Consider the following 18896-nt stretch of genomic DNA (forward strand, 5'->3'; position numbering starts at 1 on the left):
TGAACAATTTCGCGCTACCTGAACAGCATCGGCCGCGTGGTGTCCAACCTTGATCATTCATGGGGTGGGCATGTAGTTACCTGGGGTGCCGAGAAGACGTCAGGCATGTAAGGCAAGCGCGTTCCCGACGAACATGCCTGACAAGTTATCTGGGGTTGTCAGGCATGCTCGAATCCGAGCCGGCCGCGCTGGAGAAGTCAGTCCAGCGCGGCCGCCTTGCGCAGCAGCACTGAGCGTTCGCGCTGGTTGGCGCACAGCCGGGCGGCCAGCTCCAGCTCGGCGCGCGCCTCAGGTCGCCGGCCGAGGCGGGCCAGCAACTCCCCGCGTACGGTCGGAACCAGATGCGAACCGGGGAGCCGGTCCGAGGCGATCAGCTCGTCCACGATGGCCAGGGCCTGCGCCGGACCCGAGGCCATGGCCACGGCGACGGCCCGGTTGAGCTCGACCACCGGCGAGGGCGCGACCCGGCCGAGCGCCTCATAGAGCAGCACGATCCGGTCCCAGTCGGTCGCCTCGACCGAGGGCGCCGACGCGTGGACGGCGGCGATCGCGGCCTGCAGGCCGTAGGGGCCGAGACCGCGGGTCGATGCCCTGGCCAGCGCGGCCAGCCCCCGGCGGATCGCCGAGAAGTCCCACAGCCGCCGGTCCTGGTCCTCGAGCAGGATCGGCGTGCCGCCCGGGCCGGTCCGGGCCGGGAAGCGCGCGGCCGTCAGCTCGCACAACGCGAGCAGGCCGTGCACCTCTGGCTCGTCAGGCTGCAGCGCGGCCAGCGTGCGGGCCAGCCGGATCGCCTCGTACGCGACGTCGGGGCGCAGCAGCCGGTCGCCCGACGTGGCCGTCGCCCCCTCGGTGAAGATCACATAGAGGACGCTGAGAACACCGCCCAGCCGTTCCCGGCGCTTACTGGCCGGCGGCAGCTCGAACGGCACCCCGGCTGCCGCGATCGTCTTCTTGCCCCGGGTGATGCGGGCCTGCACGGTCGGCACGGGTACCAGGAACGCGCGGGCGATCTCCTCGCTGGACAGGCCACCGACCACGCGCAGGGTCAGCGCCACCCGGGCCTCACGGGAGAGCACCGGGTGGCAGCTGACGAACATCAGCGCCAGGACGTCGTCGTCGATCTTGTCGGGGTCGATTTCTTGATCGACCGCGGGGTCAGCCGCCAGCAGGGCGTATCGGTCCTGGAGGGCGGTCCGGCGGCGGATCGCGTCGATCGCCCGCCGCCGGGCCGTGGCCATCAGCCAGCCGGCCGGATTGGCCGGAGAGGCATGCGACCACGACACCAGCGCCTCAGCCACCGCCTCCTGGGCCGCGTCCTCGGCCAGCCCGAAATCGCCGGTGAACCGGGTCAGCGCGGCGATGATCCGGGCCGACTCGATCCGCCAGACGGCCTCGACGTCGGCCCTACCCATCAGATCTGGCCGTTGCTCTCGCTGCCCTGCGGCACCTCGTCGGCCTCGGCCACCCGCCGGACCTCGATCTTGGACCCGCGGACCGCCGGGACCCGCTTGGCCCACTCGACCGCCTCCTGTTTCGTGGCGACATCGAGCATGAAGTAGCCACCGAACAGTTCCCTGGTCTCGCCGTACGGCCCGTCCGTGACCATCGGCGCCTCGCCGCTGAAGTCGACCACGACGCCCCGGCCCGGATCGTCCAGCCCTTCGGCTGCGACGAGAACCTCGGCCTTCATCATGTCCTCGATGAACTGGCGGGTTGTGGCCATCATCTCGTCGATGTTGGCCATCATGGCCGCGTTCGTCTCATCGGTGCCTCGCATGATCAGCAGGTATTTCGACATCGTGTTCTCCTCGTCCGGCGGGGCCGTCCCTCGGCCCTCGCGCCTACACGTCGAACGAGCGGCCCGCTGATCGACACGGCCCCGGAGAAATCTTTCGCCGCGACGCAGCCGATCCTGTCAGATCGGCCCCTGAGCGATGGTTGACGCGGACGCCCTGATGATGATGCTGGTCAGCTCAGTAGCGCTATTGACCAGGATGCCCTCGCACGACGGATCCAGGGAAACTCAAGTGGCTGGTGGACGACCCAATGCTGGCACGGTCGCGCAGGCCGGGGGCGGCGGGAACGCCGGGAGGTCGCCGCCGAGGCGCTACTGAACGGCCAACAGCAGCCGGACCGCCGGCGGAAGCGGCATGCGGACGGGGTCGGCACGGAACGACTGGATCATCAGGGCTGCGAAACGGCGCGACGCCGCCGCTCGCTGCTCAAGTGACTCGGCGCGGATGCCCTCGTTCGCCATCATCGCCAAGATGAAGTCCTCCAGGACGAAGTCCGCCCGCAGGCCTCCCGCCTCCTTAGCACGCCGGATGAGTTGGAGCAGTAGCCGGATCGTACGGTCGCGGTCCGCGGTGAAGTACGGCAGCCGTGAGGTGAACGCGCCAGACAGACCCCGGTCGAGGGCGTGCGCCTCCATGAGCTTCTCGATCACCAGGCAGAACCCGCGCCACGGGTCGGCCTCCGCCAGCCCCTCCTCGACGACCGCCGAGCACATGGCCATCGGCTCGGCGAAGACCTCGCTGAGCAGCGCTTCCTTGGTTGGGAAGTGCCGGTAGACGGTGGCCGCACCAACCTGCGCGCGCCGTGCGATCTCCCGGATCGGCACATGAAGGCCCTCAGTGGCGAAGGCCTTGCGGGCGACCGCGAGGATACGCGCGCGGTTGTCGCGGGCGTCCGAGCGCAGCTTCTGACTCACTTCGGCCGTCACCGCTCTCACTTTAATCAAACGGACGGGGTGTTCCGTTACGGTGCGGCACATGAGAGCTGTTCAGTTTTCCGAGTACGGCCCGGCCGGCGTGGTGCATGTCGCCGAGGTCGAAGAGCCGCATGCCGGGCCGGGGACGATCCGCATCACCGTACGGGCGTCCGGATTATCGACAGGAGAGACGTTCATCCGCTCAGGGAAGATGCGTGACCTGGTGCCCGTGACGTTCCCGTACCGGACCGGGTTCGACGCTGCCGGCGTGGTGGACGAGGTCGGCGACGGTGTCACGGATGTTGGGGTCGGCGACGAGCTGTTCGGCATGACCGCGACGACCGCGCGCGGCGCCAACGCCGATCACGCGGTCCTGGTCGCCTGGGCGCCGAAACCGGCCGCGTGGAGCTGGGAGGAGGCCGGTGGTGCCGCGGGCAGCGTCGAGACGGCCACCCGGGTGCTCGACCGACTCTCGGTCGACGCCGGACACACCGTGCTGGTGCAGGGCGCGGCAGGCGGGGTGGGCTCAGTCGCCGTGCAGCTCGCGGTCGCCCGTGGCGCCACCGTCATCGGTACGGCCGGGGAGCACAACCACGACTTCCTGCGCTCGCTCGGCGTGGAGCCGACGACGTATGGGGCGGGCCTGGTCGAAGGGGTCCGCACGCTGGCACCGGACGGGGTGGACGCGGTGTTCGACTGCGCAGGAGGGGCACTGCCCGACCTGATCGCCATCGCCGGGAACCCGGCGCGCGTGGTGACCATCGCTCCCGACCTCATCGCGGCGGCCCTCGGCGTGCACCTGTCGCACGGCGTGCCGACCGCCGACACGGCGACGGCCGTTGGAACCGCCGACCCGCTGGCGGTGCACGGCCTCGGCATCGCGGTCGAGCTCGCCGGGCAGGGCCGGCTGCGGGTGCCGGTCGCGGCGGCGTTCCCACTCACCGAGGCTGCGGCCGCGCACAAGCTGAGCGAGAGCCGTCACGCCCACGGGAAGATCGTGCTGGTGAACTGACCGGCCCCACCAACCTGTCCACATGCAGCGCGGGTGTCCCGTGTCATGGGTGAGCTCGTTGGAGCTTGGTTCATCGAGCAGTGGGGGGCGCGTTCGGCGGCCACCGTCAACGCCCGGTTGAACGCGCTGGCTTCGGCGAGTGGGTGGTGACGGGCCGCAGGTGCTGTCGAGCCCATTCCTCGAAGCTGGTGAGCGAAAGGCCGAGGTCCCTGGCGTACTGCGGGCGGGCCGGCTGGCCGGCTATGTTCATCCACTCGTGTGAGGCGCCCATCGGCGGCATTCCGGCGGCGAGTGCCTGCTCCTCGGTCATGTCCGGCGCGGACAGGTGCGCGCCCAGCGCACGGGAGAGAACCTCGGCGACCTCCGTCATCGGCAGATAGTCACTCGCCAGTTCCAGCTCGACCCCGTGGAACCGCTCCGGCTCGGCGATGGCCGCGGCGGCTGCCCTGCCGATGTCGTCCACCGCGGCGAGGGACAGCCGGGTGTCCGGCTTCACGACGCTCACCAGACCGCCTTCAACGCCCCGCGGGAACAGGAAAGCCATGGACGGCAGGAAGTTCTCCATGAAGAAACCCGGCTTGAGGATCGTCCAGTGGGAGAAGCCAGCCGCGCGAACCCGGTCCTGGATCGTGCTCTTGGCTCCCAGGCTGTCATCCAAGGAGCCCCAGCGGCCTGCGATCCAGCCAGGAGCCTCGGTGTGCTGACCGGCGCCACTGGTGGAGGTGTGTACGAACTGCGGCACTCCCGCAGCCTTCGCGCCCTCGATGAGGTTGACGGCCTGGGCCACCTCTCCGTCGAAATCGAAACCTTTGGCGGCCAGGGCGGGCATTTGAACAGAGAAGACGGCGCGGACGCCCTTGGCGGCCCGCACCACCGAATCGCGATCGTGGAGATCACCGGTGACCAGATCGGCGCCTAGCGCCTCGACGGCCTTGGCTCGCTCGGTGTTGGGGTAACGCACCAGAGCGCGTACGGGAACGCCTGCAGCGAGCAGGGCACGGGCAGTGGCGCCGCCCTGCCTGCCGGTGGCGCCGGTGACCAGGACGGGTGCGGAATCTGCAGGCATGGTGCTCCTCAAGGCATTAAACGGCGGGGGCCGCCGTTTTCTGTGCGATACGATATGGCGGGCCCCGCCACTTAGCAACCCTGGAGATGACGCCCATGCCCGACCGCCAGCGCGCGGACGCCCGGCGCAACTACGCGCGCATCCTCGCCGTAGCTGAGGAGGAGGTCGCCGCGTACGGGGCCGACGCCTCCCTGGAACAGATCGCCCGCATCGCGGGGGTCGGCTCGGCCACCGTACGCCGCCACTTCCCGACCCGCCGGGCGCTGCTGGAGGCGGTCTCCCATCAACGGATCGAGGCCCTGGCCACCCGCGCCCGCGAGCTAACAGGCAACGGCGACAGCCGTGACGCGCTCCTGGAATGGCTCAGCGACGTCGTCGCCTACTGCGTCGCGGCCCGAGGGCTGGCGGCGGCACTGGCCTACGACGGGGCCGAACCCGACCCCGTGCACGAGAACACCTGCTCGGCGATGATGACAGAGGCGGGAAACCCCCTGCTGCAGCGCGCCATGCAGGACGAGGCGGTGGCAAAAGGCGTCACCGTCGCCGACCTGATCGCGCTGATCGTCGGCGTCGTCCTCGCGACGGAGCACCACCCCGACCCGGCCGCCCGCGCGGACCGGCTGTTCCGGCTGGCCGTGGCGGGCCTGAGCCCGCGGGGCTGAGAAGCCTGAAGGGTGCACCCGTGCCTCATGATCGACGAGACAGGACAACTGCGACTCTGGCGTCCACTTGAACTCCGTACCTCATGGTGTCCTGTGACAATTGACCTTTTCTTTGTCAGCGAATCTTGCTCATAGCGCTGGTTCTGTCACTACGGCTTGCCCTTGTCTTAATCGTTTCGGGCCGGATGGTGGCCTGCGGCCGGCGCTGCTGTCGAGCAAGTGGGAAAAAACTCATGGTGGACAAGATTGTTAAGGACAAAGTGCTGTGTTACATCTTTCGTGACGGACGGTTGCTGGTCTTCCGACACACCGACTTCAGCTACGAGGAGGTCGGAATTCAAGTCCCTGCTGGAGGCATCCGGCCAGAGGAGGCACCAGAAGACGCCGCCCTTCGCGAGGCACAGGAGGAAACAGGTTTCACCCAATTCAGGATCGTCCGGAAGCTGGGTGAGGTCACCTACGACATCAGCCCCTACCGCTTCGAGATCCAGCACCGCCACGTCTTCCAGCTGGAGCTCACCGAGCCCACCCCAGAGCGATGGGCCAACCAGGAACTCCACGATGGCGAACAGGCCCCCACCAACTTCGAGTGCTTCTGGATCCCACTGGAAGCCGCTCATGTTCTCCAATCCGGCCAAGGCGCGCCACTCGGGACGCTGCTCGACTGACCACATGCGACTACCATCCGAATCGCCAAACTCGCGACCGAGCAAGGTCCAATGGCGGAGCCTGCCCTGTCCAACAGACACATGCCCACCCCTCACGGGCGCGCTTCGCCACTTGAAATTCCTCATCCCAGGTCACAGCCCTGGCCCCGAAGACGATCCCCTGACGTAGGACACATGGAGTTCAGGCGACTACCCCCTTTCGTTCCCGGCGCCCGCACCGCGCCCTGACCCGGGAAAGTCCATCAGGACGTCCGTGCGCCGATCGGCACCCGGTCAGTGGATAACTGACATTCTCCGCTGAGAACAGCGAGAATCTCAATTGAAAAGCCCGGCCTCTTGGCAGAGAGACCGAGCGTCCTCAGTGCTTGACCAGGCCTGCACGGCTTCAGAAACACTGAATGCGACACCTTCAGGGTAGCGAGAAGCTTCGAGGTTTTCGCCTCTGCGGGCCCGGCTGTCGTTCCGCCAACCCGCTCGGAGGAATTCATGAGCAACTTCACCCTGTCTGTCCAGGTTCCCGGTGAGTGGGGCCGACATGTACAGACCATCGTCATCACCGTCGTGATTGTGATCCTGGCCGCCCTTGGCACGGAGATCAACCTGCCGGTTAGCCCCTGACTATGACCCCGGTGAGTCACCGGTAGAGGAGCCGCCCAGGTCTCCCACGCTGACGGGTTCGCTGGGCGGTCCCTGATCGAATACAAACTTTCTCTACGTCTTGAGGTCGTGGTCATATTCCGACGAGACTTCTCGATAAGCGCTGAGCCACAGGTCAGCTGAGTGCTGGGGATTTGTCCAGGCCCGCACGCTGCGGCCGATCAGGTTCTGCGCGAGATGACCATGATGTATTCGCAGGGAGCATTCGTTCGGTTGGCGAAGCCGTGGTCCGCGTCGGCCTGGAAGAACAGGGAGTCGCCGGTGTTCAGCGTCTCGCTGATCCCGCCGATCGCGACGGTGAGGGTGCCCTCGAGCACCACGAGTTGTTTCTCCATACCGGGGTGCCGTTAAGGCACGTGTGCCGCAAACGAGAGAGAAGGCGCAGGTCAGCGGCTTGTCTCAAGGAGTTGCGGCAGGGCCGATGAGTCGATGCCTCTACGAGAGGCATGCCTTCCTGCTCCGATGTGAGAGCGCCGCAGGACTGGTACGCCGGTTGGCAGATGCGACGGGTCGGGCCGAGGATGCCGCCGACCTTGCCCGAATACCCCACGTCGACACCGGTCAGCGATATCCACCGGGATCCTCATCCCAGAGAGGAAGATCATTATCGGCGTCAACGGCTGTTCCTCGGCTCCCCGATGCTGTCCTTCCGGCGTTGTCGGTGGCGTTAACGCTACGGCGGTCAGGAGGCCCGCGCCAGGACGAAGGGGTGCGTCCGCGGGCGCGTTTGAACGCCACGCTGAACGCGAACGGGTCCCGGTAACCGACCTGGCGGGCCACGGTGGCGACGCTCTGCCGGGTGTCGCGGAGCAGGTCTGCGGCGAGGGTCATGCGCCAGTCAGTGAGATAGCCGAGGGGCGGCTGACCGACCAGGGCGGTGAAGCGCTGGGCGAAAGCAGCGCGGGACATGCCGACCTTGGTGGCCAGCGCGGCGACCGTCCAGCGGTGGGCGGGATCCCCGTGCAGGAGACGCAGTGCCTCGCCGATCGCCGGGTCGGTCAGCGCTCGGTACCAGGCAGGCAGCGCTGCCTCCGGCCTGGTGCACCAGGCCCGCAATGCGATCACGAGGACGAGATCCAGAAGCCGGGCGAGGATGGCGTCTTGGCCCGGCTCGTCGCGGGCGGCCTCGGCGGAAAGCAGGTCGAGGGCCGTGCGGGTGCGCGGTCCCGCGGGCACGACCGCGAGCGGCGGGAGCAGGTCCAGGAGCCGGGAGGCCACGTCGCCGTGGAGGTCGTACACGCCGCGGAGCATGACGGTGGCGCCGGGCCGCCCACTGCCGTACGTGCGAGGCGCCGACACTGGGTAGGAGCCGGCCGGTGCGCCGGTGGGGAGGTACTTACGCCCGTCACGGATGACGAACTGAGGTGGGGTCGCGGGGGTGTCAGCGATCGTGTATCCGCCGGGGGCGGTGATGAGGGCGATGTCACCCGCGGCGAGGCGCGTGGGAGCGAAGCCGCCGAGCCGGATCGAGGCCTGACCGCCGAGCGTGGCCGCGACCGCGAGCGGGGGCGCATCGGCGTACGTCATCGCCCACGGCGGATGTTGGATGAGCTGCCTGACGAGGGCGTTCTGCGCGCGGGCGCGGTGCAGCAGGTCGGTCAGGACGTCCACACGCCGACTGTAGACGATGGCAAAGGTATTTCAGATCTTCTCCCATGGATCGTCTTGACGCCTGTGGGGTTGGGTGAAGGGCATGACGAAATCCATCGCAGTGTTCGGAACCGGTCCAGGTGTCGGTCAGGCGGTCGCCCGCCGGTACGGCAAGGAGGGATACGAGGTCGTCCTGGTCGCCCGCCGCCAGGGACCTCTGGACGCGCTCGCCGAGAACCTGTCCACCGACGGCGTTTCTGCCCATGTGATCACCGGCGACCTCGACCGGAGTGGCGACGTTCCGGCGCTCGCCGAGCGGATCCGCGCGAGGGTCGGCGACCCCACGGCCTTCTACTACGGCCCGGTGCCCACGGATTTGGCGTTTGTTCCCGCCGTCGGCCTCACCCCTGAGCGGCTTCAGGAGCGGATGCCGATCTCGCTGTACACACTCCTGGGCCTGGTCGGGGAGTTCCTGCCGGCCATGGTCGAGCGGGGCGACGGGGCCATACTCACCGCGCAGGGGGCGGCCGCCGTACGGGGGCGGCCGAGCATGAGCGGCTGGCCCGTGATCCTGGCCGCGCAGCGGAACTACCTTCAGTCGCTCGCGGCCGAGGTCGCGGGCCAGGGTGTCTACGTCGGCATGCTCTACATCGGCGCCCGCATCATGGGCACCCCCTTCGAAGCAGATTACGAGCGGCGCCGGGCGCAGGGCGAACCCGTGCCTGACATGGCCGCCGCCGACTCCGCCGAGCTGGCCGACATTCTCTGGAACATGCATGCCAGACGGAGTCGGCATGAAAGCATCTTCCCTGCCGGACTCTGGACGAATGACACCGAACCTCGCCTTGGTCGTCACGGGTAGTTGTGGCCGAGCAGGCGTGCGATTACTACCGGGACCCCAGGGTTCGGCAGCCTGTCCCGGGTCGGCATCGGGGACCGGGTTGACGGGGCGATCGGAGTCAGGGCGGTGACCTGGGACGATGCGGTTTCGGTGACCGAACAGAGTTCATGTTCTGTCCGGTGTGCCGACTGTCGCTTTCGTTACCCAGAGCTGCTTTGGGGCTCATCGCACGGACCCGGGTGGAGGGCCTACTACGGCCATCGCGAACGTCCGGAGCTACCAGCAGTACAACCGTGACCACGCACGTCTCCGTACGCCAGGCGAACCGCCGTCGTCAGTCGTCGAAGAGGATCACTCCCTCACCTTTCGTCTCCGCGTCCCCGAAGAAGCGGGCGAGTTCCTCATAGGACGACTTGTCGTAGTCCTTGCGCCGCCCCCGGTCCGGCACCAGGGCCACACCCGCCGCAGCCATCTCCTCCGGATCAGCTCTGGCGACGAGTGCGTCGAACGGATGCCGCCTCAGAACCGCTGCGATCACCGCCACGTCGGCGGGAGCCATGCGGAACGGCTCGAACGGCACGTCGCCGAACTCTGACAGCAGCCATGGCTCGACGTCGTCGGGCTGTGAGATGAATTCCTCGCTGCTCTGCAGTCGAATCGGTTTCCCCGCGCCCTCGAGCAGGAACTCGAACAGGTCGAGGGACTTCGTCGGTACGGAGATTCCGGCGTCCCCCCAGGCCCCTTCCTGCCACCACTCGGCCAGCGCGTACCAGTCATTGGTGTATCGGGTCAGTTGGTCATGAGAGAGGTTGGCGTACCGCAGTGCACTCATGATCCACAAACTAGGAGAACACTCGGCTACTGGCCAACCCGCTCGCCTCGCTCGAGGACATCGAGGACCTGGACGTTCGGGAGCGAAGGACTCACCGAGCGAACCCGCGTGTTTATCAGCTACCTGGCGGCTGGGACACGTTCGGGAGTGGAGGGCCGGCCCGGCCTGCTGGACCCACGCGGCGGACACCCCATGCGCGAATGGGTCCAGCTCACCCCCACCGACGAGGCCACCTGCCTCGCCTGCCTCACCGAAGCCCGCGAATTCGTCAGCGGCCGGTAGAACACCGTCGGCACCTACCCCACCACGATCCCGCGAGGCACCTCCCACCCTCATCCGGACGTGCTGTCGCGTTCTGCCCGCACCGTGGCGCGATCAGCCCCCTGTGCGGTGCGTCCGCCGAACCTATGTTGGTGGTCAGAGGGTGATCGACACGATGTACCCCGCTGACGAGAGGCACGCTCATGTCCCGACTTCCCCTGATCCAGCCCGAGTCCGCCACCGGCGCGGCGGCCGACCTGCTCGCAGGCGTGCAGAAGGCCCTGGGCGTCACACCGAACATGACCAAGGTGATGGCCAACAGCCCGGCCGTGCTGAAGGCCTATCTGGAGTTCTCGGGCGCGCTCGCGGGAGGTGAGCTGCCGGCCGCGACCCGGGAGCGGATCGCGCTGCTGGTCGCTGAAGAGAACGGCTGCGACTACTGCCTGTCGGCCCACACCTACATCGGCGCCAACATCGCCAAGCTCGACCAGACCGAGCTCGGCCGCAACCGGCACGGCCAGTCCTCCGAACCGAAGGCCGCAGCCGCCCTCGCCCTCGCAGCCGCCCTGGTCCGCACCCGCGGAGGCATCGACGACGCCGACCTCAAGACCGCCCGGGCGGCAGAGCTGACCGACGGCGAGATCACCGAGACCATCGCCGCCGTCGCGCTCAACGTGTTCACCAACTACCTCAACAAGGCCGCCGACACCGACATCGACTGGCCCGTCGTCCGCCACCACGACCACTGAATCCCTGAGGCCGTGGCGGACGACGAGCCAGCCTGAGAGGTGGGGGCAGGTACACGGCACCGACGTGGATGGCGATGACGAGGCCGGAAGCGGCGGTGCCGTGGCCGCGGTGGCCGCGACACCCTCACCACGACCTCATCCGGCACCTCCAACGGATGCCCACGCACCGGGCCGTCGTCACCTGCAACGCGAACCCCAAGCGGTTGTGCGCACCGGGCCGCTCCGCGATCAGCGCCCGGTCCGCATCGTCCAGGAAGAAGAACCGCTCCAACTCCGCCTGCGACGGAACACCCTCGAAGCGGCAATGTCGAGAAAGTCGTCGATCTCGGACCGACCGGTTCTGCCCTCAATAGGTGTTTGATGCCGCCTACTTGCATATCGTCAGATAAGCCCGTTCGTATGTGCGCCCGGTTTGCGCGGTGTGGACGGATATCCGGGACCGACCGGACGGCACAGGCCCGCGAACCTCCTGTTTTGCCCCGGAAAATTACGAGGCCCTGCCCGCCCGCTCCGAAGCCACGATCCACATCGCCATGATCGACCTCATGACCCGCCGCCTCACCGAAGAATCCACCCCAACCTGGCGAGACGTAAAAACAACAACCAGGCAGACCTCATGGGATCAAACACCCTGATGTATCACCACATAGCGGATTGCGGCGAATGAGGCATGGCGTGTCTGTCTGCGAACTCGGCAGAGAGCATCAGTCAGGATGGGCTTGGTTTGCCGCCGGACAGCCCGGTCGGATAGGAAGCCTGCATGCTACGAGGGAACGAGGTCGCGCTCAGGGCCCGGCACGAGGACGACATTCCGATCCTGCGGGCCGAGCTCTACGACGACGTGGTCAACTCCGCGCGGGCCGAAGGCCGGCCGTGGCGGCCGATCACGCCCGGCTCGAAGGATCCGCGGCTCGTGGTGGACGACACGGAGCAAGGGCACGTCCCGTTCTCAGTCGTGAAGCTGGACGACGGCACGCTGGTCGGCACCGCGACGCTGTGGGGCATCGACAACCACAACCGGTCCGCGCACATCGGTCTAGGGCTGCTGCCGTCGGCCCGCGGCAAGGGCTACGGCACCGACGTGGTCGCAGTGCTGTGCCACTACGGTTTCGTCGTGCGCGGTCTGCAGCGGCTGCAGATCGAGACGCTGTCGGACAACGCCGCGATGCTGCGCTCCGCCGAGCGTAACGGTTTCCTCCGCGAGGGCGTGCTGCGCTCCTCGGCCTGGGTGATGGGCGAGTTCTTGGACGAGGTGCTGCTCGGGCTCCTCGTCCAGGACTGGAAGCCGGCCTCGAAGGCCTATCTCTGATCTTCACATCCGGGACTTCGTGAACATGTCGGGCTGTGGCTAGGTGTAGCTGATCAGGTGGTGCGGCGGGGCTTGGTGCCTTTGCGGTGATGACTGGATTACCGACCTGCCCGCGGATACTGCACTGTCTGTCCTGGTCAAACACGCGACCAGCCGCTGGTGTATCGAGACCGACTACCGCAAGATGCAACAGGTCTTGGGCCTGGGTGACTACGAAGGCCGGACCTACGCCGGATTCCACCGCCATGGCACCCTCGTCTCCGCAGCCCACCTGTTCTTTCTGCTTGAAACAGCGCCTCAACCAAAAAGGAACGGACACGGCCTGAACCTGTATCAGGTCGTGTCCCTCCTGCAGACCATACTGATCGCCATGCTGTGGCGACGCTCGGCCTGCCACCGCGATCCATACGACCTCATCGGCCTTGGTCGAGGACCATGACCAAGCTCGGTTTCAGGAGATTGCCACCCAGGCGATGCCCCGTTCCCGTGCGTGAGCCAATGCCCCGATCCGCTGTTGTTACTGATGACGGCGGCGACCGTGAACGCGCTGCCCAGCTGCTGCGCTGCGCAGGTGAGCGCGGAGGTTGGAGCCGGTGTGCGAGGCGAGCACTGCGACACGGATGCCGGCGGCGATGATTTCACCGATGAACCCCGCCGGCTTCGTCCGTGCTCGCCGCCGTCCCTGTCTTCACCGACCAGTCCTCGACGCAGGCGACATGCGGCGCCCTCGACCTCGCTCGCAGGATCGACACGCTCCATGCCCCTGACCGGCCGCCGGGACAGGCCTGGCAGATGCCCCTCCACCGTGACGGCCTTCCGCGTTCACCGGACGCGCGCCGACTCTGCATGATGGCGGTTGACATGATTTGGAAGTAGGTACTAATCTCTCTTCTTACTATGAAGGATGTATATATTTACGAGTGTGACCCGGATGGCTTCCTCTTCGATCCTCGGGTCAGGGCGGCGATGACTCGATTCGCCGACGGCGACGACGACCTGCGCGCGTTCGAGGCGAGCGCCGCTGTCCGCACCGCCTATCACACTGTCGAACGCATGCGTGCCCACGGTTCTGAGGGCAGAGGGGTCAGCGCAGGTGCCCTCGATGTACTGATCCGGCTCAGCAGTGCCGACCAGGGCATCAGCATCGGCGACCTCGCCCGCGCCGCCGGAGTCAGCTCCCGCAACGTCACCGGCTTGGTGGACACGCTGGAGCGCGACGGGCTGGTCCGCCGCGTCCCCGACCCGAAGGACCGGCGTTCGGTCCTAGCCGAGATCACGCCTGCCGGGCACGCGTGGATCGAGGCGTTCCGCAAACCGTCGCAGCTGGCGATGCGGGCGATGTTCCAGGGCTTCACGCCTGAGGAACTGATTGTCTTTCGTGACCTGTGCCTGCGGCTGGCCACCAATCAGCAGCGCCTCGCCGCCCACCTTCGCCAGATCGGATCCCAGCCATGACCCTGACCGCTCAGGAACAGACCCGCCGCGCCGTACACGGTTATCACGAGGCCCGCTTCCGTGGCGATGTGTCCGCAGCCGCGGCACACCTGGGAGAGCCGTTTCGCTTTCAAAGCCCGTTCATCGACTCCGACGACCGGACGGGGCATCTGGCCACCTTGCCGGGGTTCGTGTCAATCGTGACCGGGGTCGAGCTCATCAGCGAGTTGTACGGCGAATCCGAAGCGACACTCGTGTATGACGTGCATACCGCCACACCAGCCGGCACGCAGCGCACCGCCGAGCACTTCCGCCTGGACGGCAGCAAGATCATCTCCATCATGCTGGTGTTCGACGCCTCACCGTGGCAATCGATGAAAGCCCAGATCGAGCCATGAGGTGGCGGGATTGCGCAGGCCCACGCCGCCCACAGACGTCAGGCATCGAATCGATATCCAAGCGTCACTCGGAGTCTGCCGTGTCAGCGAGGGCGTCGCGAAGGGCTGCGCGGGAGGTGATGCCGAGTTTGGGGAAGACCTGGTAGAGGTGAGTGGAGACCGTTCGCGGGGACAGGAAAAGGCGGGCGGCGATCTGTTTGTTGGTATAGCCCGCCGCGGCGAGCTGGGCGATCTGGCGTTGTTGCGGGGTGAGGGAGGCCAGGCCGGTCGCGGTGCCGGCGTGGCTAATGCCGGTGGCGCGTAGTTCCCGGTCGGCCCGGTCTGCCCAGGGAGTGGCTCTGAGGCGGTGGAAGGTCTGTGAAGCGTTCGCCAGGTGCAGGCGGGCGTCGGTGGTGCGTTTGACGCGGCGTAGGTGGGAGCCGTAGGTGAGCTGGATGCGGGCCAGATCGAAGGGCCAACCGTACGCAGGACGACTGAATCGCTGTCCGTTCATCTGCATTCGATGGGACGTGCACACGTTACTCCCGCGTTCGTGCTGTGGCGTCCAGCCCGCGCAGCCACAGCGGCTTGTCGATCGAGGTCTTCACCGAGGTAAGCGAGGCGTCCCGGGGCAGATCAGCGCGAGCGGCCGTGGCTTGCGCCGGTGCCCCAGTTCCAGTCGGTGATCGTGGTGCGCATCAGGTGGGCTGCGGTTGACAGGTGGCTGTCGGTGGCCCAGAACAGGGTGAGCACGCGACGGCAGTCGGGGCTGTCGACGGCGATCCAGGCGAGTGGCGCCCGTGTGGAGCTTCGCTGGGCGAAGGCGGGGACGAGACCGACGCCGAGTCCCGCGCTGATCAGGTCCGCGATGGCGCTGGGCTCGTCGACTTCACAGACGATCTTCGGAGTGAGGTCTCGTGCGGCGAAGAGCCGATCGAGCAGCCCGCGTTGCCAGTGCCCCTTGCGGGCGGTGACGAAGGACTGATCGGCGAGTTCGTCGATGCTCACCGAAGCGCGGCCCGCCAGTGGGTGATCGAGCTGCGTGGCCACCCCCACCGCCTCATCGAGCAGCCGAACCGCCTCCAGGCCCTCGGCGTGGATCGGCTGGGAGGCGACACACAGGTCGATGTCCTGGGCTCGCAGGTGGCGGGCCATGTCCTCCGCCGCCATCCAGCGGAGTTCGATCTCGATGGTGGGGTGGGCACACTTGTAGGCCGCCAGCGGTTCGGTGAGGGTGAGGAAGGTTTCCGAGGCCAGCCGTACGGTCCCCACACCCTCACTGATGGCCTCGGCGACGGCTCGCCGTCCCGCCTCAAGCTCGCCGAGGGAGCGTTCGACGTAACCACGGAAGAGTCTGCCCGTGTCATTCAGCCGGAGCCGGTCGCTGCGATCGAACAGGGGTGTGCCCAGCTCGCTCTCCAAGCGGGCGATGGTACGGCTCAGCGACGGCTGGGCAACGCGAAGCTCCTCGGCTGCGCGGCTCAGGTGCTCCAACCGCGCCACCACCACGAATTGCCTGAGCGCGTGCAGCTCCATCATGCCCCCCAATACATAACATCATTGCAATATTGATCTTAGACAAGATAACTCGCAGGCCATAGCTTCGACGGCGTACGAACCTCGAGGACAGAGTGAGGAGATCTCTCATGGCCACCGTGGCCAACAATCCGGGATCCCACGCTGCGCGTCGGACGACGCCCACGGCCTGGACACTGCGGGCCGTCGTCAGCGCACATGTGGCGGCGATCGCCGGCCAGCCGGTGTTCGCCGGGGTGTATCTGACCGGTGACTACGACGGCCTGCACTGGCACGCGGTCGGCGCGGACGTGGTCACCTCCATCGGCTACCTGCAGGTCATCGCGGCGATCATGGTCTGGGTCCGGCTGCGCCGCCTCTGGCCGTTCCTCGCCACGGTGGCGGTGGTCGCGGCCGAGACGGTGCAGTACTTCGCCGGGTTGGACGGCGCACTGTGGCTGCACCTCCCGCTGGGCGTGATGACCGTCGCCGCGCTCGTCGTGCTGTTCATCGCCGTCTGGCGCCGGCCCTTCCCACAGCGGGAGGCGCGCGATGCGTGAGCGCGCTGCCGGCGGCATGACGAGGCGAGGGGTGCTGGGCATCGGCGGCGCACTCGGGCTGATGGCGGCCACCGGGCTGTCGGCCTCGGCCGCGCTGGCCCGTCGGCCGTCGATCACCGGCGCCGAGTTGCGCAGCGCCGTACCACTACCGCCGCCGTTCCAGGTGCCGCTGTCAATTCCGTCCCTGCTGAAGCCCGTCAGTACCGACCGTTACGAGATCACCCAGCGCGAAGCGAGTGCGGAGATCCTGCCCGGTCTCAAGACGCCGCTGTGGACGTATGAGGGCACCTTCCCCGGCCCGACGATCGAGTCGCGGCGCGGCCGACCCATCACCGTGACGCACCGCAACGAGCTGCCCGTGCCGACCACCGTGCATCTGCACGGCGGACGCACCCCGGCAGCCTCCGACGGATACCCCACCGACCTCGTCCTCCCCGAGGGCTGGCCGCAGGCCACCGCGCATCACGGACACGGAATGCACGATCCGCGGGCGGTGGTGACCCAGCTGACCCGGGACTACACCTTCCCGCTTGACCAGCGGCCGACGCTGCTGTGGTACCACGACCACCGGATGGACTTCACCGCCCCCGCGATCTGGCGCGGCCTGGCCGGGCTGCACATCGTCCGCGACAGCGCCGAGGACTCGCTCGGCCTGCCCTCCGGGCAGCGCGAACTCCCCATCATGATCGCCGACCGGGCGTTCGCCGCCGACGGCAGCCTCAGCTATCCAGCCCTCGATCCCACGCTGCGGGAGCGGCCGGGCGTGCGCGAGCCGTACATTGCCGGAGTCCTCGGCGACGTGATCCTGGTCAACGGTGCCCCGTGGCCCGTGCACGAGGCCGACGCGGCCCGCTACCGGCTGCGCATCCTGAACGCCTCCAATGCCCGTCACTACGAACTCGAAGCGGTCACCGACGACGGGCGCCGGCTCGACCTCGTGCAGATCGGAGCCGACCAGGGACTACTCGCGACGCCGGTAACCCACCGGCTCCTGCCGATCGCGCCGGCCGAACGCTACGACGTGGTCGTCGACTTCTCCGGTCTCCCGGTCGGCAGCCGCGTCAAACTCCTCAACCGGCTCGGCTCCGGCCGTACCCGCGACGTGATGGCCTTCGTGGTCGCACGCAAGGCCGCCGACGACAGCCGCATCCCACCCGTCCTGTCCGCCGATCTGCCGACCTGGCGCAGGGCGGACGCCGTCGGAGTGCGCGAGTTCGCCTTCCGCACCGGGCAGATGCACGGCGGGCACGGCTGGCTGATCGGCGGGCAACCGTTCGACCCCGCCCGCTCCGACGTCACCGCCCGCCTCGGCGATGTCGAGGTGTGGCGGCTGATCGCCGACGTCCACCACCCCGTCCACCTGCACCTGGTCGGCTTCCGGGTGCTCTCGCGCCGCGGCCGGCCGCCACTGCCTCACGACGCGGGCCTGAAGGACACCGTCTCCCTGCGGCCGGGCGAAGCGGTGGAGATCATCACCCGCTTCGACGGCTACCGCGGCCGTTACCTGTTCCACTGCCACAACGCCGAACACGAGGACATGGCCATGATGGCCAACCTCGAGATCATCTAGGAGCGTTGCCATATGGGATGAGGGTGGCGGAGCCGGCCGTGGCACGGCTCGCCGGCGGTCGAGTTCGGGCTTGGCCAGGGAGTCTCGGCGTGGCGGCGCCGACGAGGTGTGTCTGGTTACGCCGGCGTGGAGTTCAGCTGTGCCAGGAGCCTTGCCGTGCCCGATCGGTTGAGCCAGGCGGGGAAGTCCATGAGGTCGGGGTGGGTCTTCCGCAGGGGGACGAGGTCAGTGTCGTAATAGGTGGCGTTGGCCCAGGTGAAAACCTTCGCGACCTCGGGGTTGTGCTCCCACAGGACGTCGAGCGGAATCTGGGTGTGCGGGATGGGGTGACCTGCCGCCGTACTCAGCGCGTCGGCGATTTGCGGGGCGGTCAGCCTGTCGCCGGTGATCTCCATGGTCCTGCCCAGGTAGGCGTCCGGGTCGGCGAAGGCCAGCGCGGCGAACGCTCCGGTGTCCTCGATGGCGATGAGCTGCATGACCAGGGCGTCATGCCAGGGCACGTTGAGCGAGCGGTCCTGAAAGAACCGTGCTGGGCTGGTGAAGTCTTCCATGAACCCGGCGGGCCGCAGGATCGTCGCGGGCACGCCCAGGTCGCGGATGTGCTCCTCGATCTGCCACTTGTCGATGGGGCCCCAGCCGTGCTCGACGTAGAACCGGTTCTGGCTCTCGACCCCGCCGACCGAGGAGTACACCAGGTGCTGCACGCCTGCGGTTTTGGCGGCCTCCGCGACGTTCTTGCCTTGAGTGATCTCGTTGTCGTTGGCGGACTGGACGCTGTAAACGCCGTACGCGCCGCGTGCCGCCGCCTCGATGGAAGCGCGATCGTCCAGGTCGCCGCGGACGAGCTCGGCGCCGACGGCGGCCAGCGCGGCAGCCGGCGGCGTGGTGTCGTCCCGGACGAGGGCGCGGACATGCCAGCCGTCAGTGAGCAGGTGGCGAGCAGTGGCGCCGCCCTGGTTGCCGGTGGCGCCGGTGACGAGGACGGTCTTGCCGTGAATGTTCATGACTTACTCCTGTTACAGGCGGTGCCGTTGTCTCGAAGTGACGGTATGACGATTTGCGAAATTTCGTCAACCAAAAGTT

22 protein-coding genes and 1 pseudogene are annotated in these 18896 nt (G+C 67.6%); 12 read left to right on the forward strand and 11 right to left on the reverse strand.

Annotated elements, in window-relative coordinates; all coding sequences use genetic code 11:
• Positions 1-197: 197 nt before the first annotated feature.
• The 3 genes from AB0395_RS21450 to AB0395_RS21460 all read right to left on the reverse strand — a co-directional run bounded on the left by AB0395_RS21450 (position 198) and on the right by AB0395_RS21460 (position 2722).
• Positions 198-1412 carry a sigma-70 family RNA polymerase sigma factor gene (locus tag AB0395_RS21450; protein WP_366282988.1) on the reverse strand — a complete coding sequence of 405 codons (1215 nt, stop codon included), beginning with the start codon at positions 1410-1412 and terminating at the stop codon, positions 198-200.
• Positions 1412-1798: a YciI family protein gene (locus tag AB0395_RS21455; RefSeq protein ID WP_366282990.1), complete on the reverse strand. Its 387-nt coding sequence runs from the start codon at positions 1796-1798 to the stop codon at positions 1412-1414. Before AB0395_RS21455 ends, AB0395_RS21450 begins: the two co-directional genes overlap by 1 nt.
• Positions 1799-2107: 309 nt before the next feature.
• A complete protein-coding gene (locus AB0395_RS21460; protein WP_366282992.1) occupies positions 2108-2722 on the reverse strand; it encodes a helix-turn-helix domain-containing protein in 615 nt (204 codons plus the stop codon).
• A gap of 49 nt (positions 2723-2771) precedes the next feature.
• On the opposite strand from AB0395_RS21460, the gene AB0395_RS21465 reads away from it, so the two are divergent.
• Entirely contained in the window at positions 2772-3722 is a 951-nt protein-coding gene (locus tag AB0395_RS21465; RefSeq protein WP_366282993.1) for an NADP-dependent oxidoreductase, read from the forward strand.
• 106 nt (positions 3723-3828) lie between these two features.
• Here AB0395_RS21465 and AB0395_RS21470 read toward each other — a convergent pair whose 3' ends face one another.
• Positions 3829-4788, reverse strand: a complete 960-nt coding sequence (locus AB0395_RS21470; RefSeq protein ID WP_366282995.1) for an NmrA family NAD(P)-binding protein — start codon at positions 4786-4788, stop codon at positions 3829-3831.
• A gap of 95 nt (positions 4789-4883) precedes the next feature.
• Between AB0395_RS21470 and AB0395_RS21475 the strand changes: the two genes are divergently transcribed.
• The 3 genes from AB0395_RS21475 (at position 4884) to AB0395_RS21485 (ending at position 6736) form a co-directional block, all read left to right on the forward strand.
• A complete protein-coding gene (locus tag AB0395_RS21475) occupies positions 4884-5450 on the forward strand; it encodes a helix-turn-helix domain-containing protein (RefSeq protein ID WP_366282997.1) in 567 nt (188 codons plus the stop codon).
• Between the two features lie 233 nt (positions 5451-5683).
• The gene (locus AB0395_RS21480) at positions 5684-6118 is read left to right on the forward strand and encodes an NUDIX domain-containing protein (protein WP_366282999.1); all 435 of its coding nucleotides are present in this window, start codon (positions 5684-5686) and stop codon (positions 6116-6118) included.
• 486 nt (positions 6119-6604) lie between these two features.
• Positions 6605-6736 (forward strand): hypothetical protein, encoded by a 132-nt coding sequence (locus AB0395_RS21485; RefSeq protein ID WP_366283001.1) that lies wholly within the window; start codon positions 6605-6607, stop codon positions 6734-6736.
• A gap of 200 nt (positions 6737-6936) precedes the next feature.
• On the opposite strand, the gene AB0395_RS21490 is transcribed toward AB0395_RS21485, so the two are convergent.
• Both AB0395_RS21490 and AB0395_RS21495 read right to left on the reverse strand, forming a co-directional pair.
• Positions 6937-7110 carry a cupin domain-containing protein gene (locus AB0395_RS21490; RefSeq protein ID WP_366283002.1) on the reverse strand — a complete coding sequence of 58 codons (174 nt, stop codon included), beginning with the start codon at positions 7108-7110 and terminating at the stop codon, positions 6937-6939.
• 226 nt (positions 7111-7336) lie between these two features.
• Positions 7337-8386, reverse strand: coding sequence for an AraC family transcriptional regulator (locus AB0395_RS21495; protein ID WP_366283004.1), 1050 nt, complete (start codon positions 8384-8386; stop codon positions 7337-7339).
• An 82-nt stretch (positions 8387-8468) separates the two neighbouring features.
• Here AB0395_RS21495 and AB0395_RS21500 point away from each other — a divergent pair, with 82 nt between their 5' ends.
• The gene (locus AB0395_RS21500) at positions 8469-9227 is read left to right on the forward strand and encodes an SDR family NAD(P)-dependent oxidoreductase (protein WP_366283006.1); all 759 of its coding nucleotides are present in this window, start codon (positions 8469-8471) and stop codon (positions 9225-9227) included.
• A 313-nt stretch (positions 9228-9540) separates the two neighbouring features.
• Here AB0395_RS21500 and AB0395_RS21505 read toward each other — a convergent pair whose 3' ends face one another.
• On the reverse strand, positions 9541-10038 hold the full coding sequence (locus tag AB0395_RS21505) for a DUF1877 family protein (protein ID WP_366283008.1): 498 nt from the start codon (positions 10036-10038) through the stop codon (positions 9541-9543).
• A 464-nt stretch (positions 10039-10502) separates the two neighbouring features.
• Here AB0395_RS21505 and AB0395_RS21510 point away from each other — a divergent pair, with 464 nt between their 5' ends.
• Positions 10503-11048 carry a carboxymuconolactone decarboxylase family protein gene (locus AB0395_RS21510; RefSeq protein ID WP_366283010.1) on the forward strand — a complete coding sequence of 182 codons (546 nt, stop codon included), beginning with the start codon at positions 10503-10505 and terminating at the stop codon, positions 11046-11048.
• Positions 11049-11172: 124 nt separating this feature from the next.
• Here the strand turns inward: AB0395_RS21510 and AB0395_RS21515 are convergent.
• Positions 11173-11352, reverse strand: a pseudogene (locus AB0395_RS21515) (DUF4158 domain-containing protein); the annotation flags it as partial.
• A 456-nt stretch (positions 11353-11808) separates the two neighbouring features.
• On the opposite strand from AB0395_RS21515, the gene AB0395_RS21520 reads away from it, so the two are divergent.
• The 4 genes from AB0395_RS21520 to AB0395_RS21535 all read left to right on the forward strand — a co-directional run bounded on the left by AB0395_RS21520 (position 11809) and on the right by AB0395_RS21535 (position 14189).
• Complete coding sequence (locus AB0395_RS21520; RefSeq protein WP_366283012.1) at positions 11809-12357, forward strand: GNAT family protein; 549 nt, start codon at positions 11809-11811, stop codon at positions 12355-12357.
• Between the two features lie 184 nt (positions 12358-12541).
• Positions 12542-12796, forward strand: coding sequence for a hypothetical protein (locus AB0395_RS21525; protein ID WP_366283013.1), 255 nt, complete (start codon positions 12542-12544; stop codon positions 12794-12796).
• A gap of 527 nt (positions 12797-13323) precedes the next feature.
• On the forward strand, positions 13324-13812 hold the full coding sequence (locus AB0395_RS21530; protein ID WP_366283015.1) for a MarR family transcriptional regulator: 489 nt from the start codon (positions 13324-13326) through the stop codon (positions 13810-13812).
• Positions 13809-14189, forward strand: coding sequence for a hypothetical protein (locus AB0395_RS21535; protein WP_366283016.1), 381 nt, complete (start codon positions 13809-13811; stop codon positions 14187-14189). The genes AB0395_RS21530 and AB0395_RS21535 overlap by 4 nt, the downstream gene beginning before the upstream one ends.
• Before the next feature lie 64 nt (positions 14190-14253).
• Here the strand turns inward: AB0395_RS21535 and AB0395_RS21540 are convergent, their stop codons facing one another.
• Positions 14254-14682 carry a helix-turn-helix transcriptional regulator gene (locus AB0395_RS21540; protein WP_366283018.1) on the reverse strand — a complete coding sequence of 143 codons (429 nt, stop codon included), beginning with the start codon at positions 14680-14682 and terminating at the stop codon, positions 14254-14256.
• Between the two features lie 122 nt (positions 14683-14804).
• A complete protein-coding gene (locus AB0395_RS21545) occupies positions 14805-15707 on the reverse strand; it encodes a LysR substrate-binding domain-containing protein (RefSeq protein ID WP_366283019.1) in 903 nt (300 codons plus the stop codon).
• 107 nt (positions 15708-15814) lie between these two features.
• Between AB0395_RS21545 and AB0395_RS21550 the strand changes: the two genes are divergently transcribed.
• Together AB0395_RS21550 and AB0395_RS21555 are read left to right on the forward strand one after the other, a co-directional pair.
• Positions 15815-16243 (forward strand): hypothetical protein, encoded by a 429-nt coding sequence (locus AB0395_RS21550; RefSeq protein ID WP_366283021.1) that lies wholly within the window; start codon positions 15815-15817, stop codon positions 16241-16243.
• Complete coding sequence (locus tag AB0395_RS21555; protein WP_366283023.1) at positions 16236-17813, forward strand: multicopper oxidase domain-containing protein; 1578 nt, start codon at positions 16236-16238, stop codon at positions 17811-17813. Before AB0395_RS21550 ends, AB0395_RS21555 begins: the two co-directional genes overlap by 8 nt.
• 116 nt (positions 17814-17929) lie before the next feature.
• Here the strand turns inward: AB0395_RS21555 and AB0395_RS21560 are convergent, their stop codons facing one another.
• On the reverse strand, positions 17930-18817 hold the full coding sequence (locus tag AB0395_RS21560) for an NmrA/HSCARG family protein (protein ID WP_366283025.1): 888 nt from the start codon (positions 18815-18817) through the stop codon (positions 17930-17932).
• Between the last annotated feature and the right edge of the window lie 79 nt (positions 18818-18896).

This window comes from Streptosporangium sp. NPDC051023 (genome assembly GCF_040689595.1).
Lineage (GTDB): Bacteria > Actinomycetota > Actinomycetes > Streptosporangiales > Streptosporangiaceae > Streptosporangium.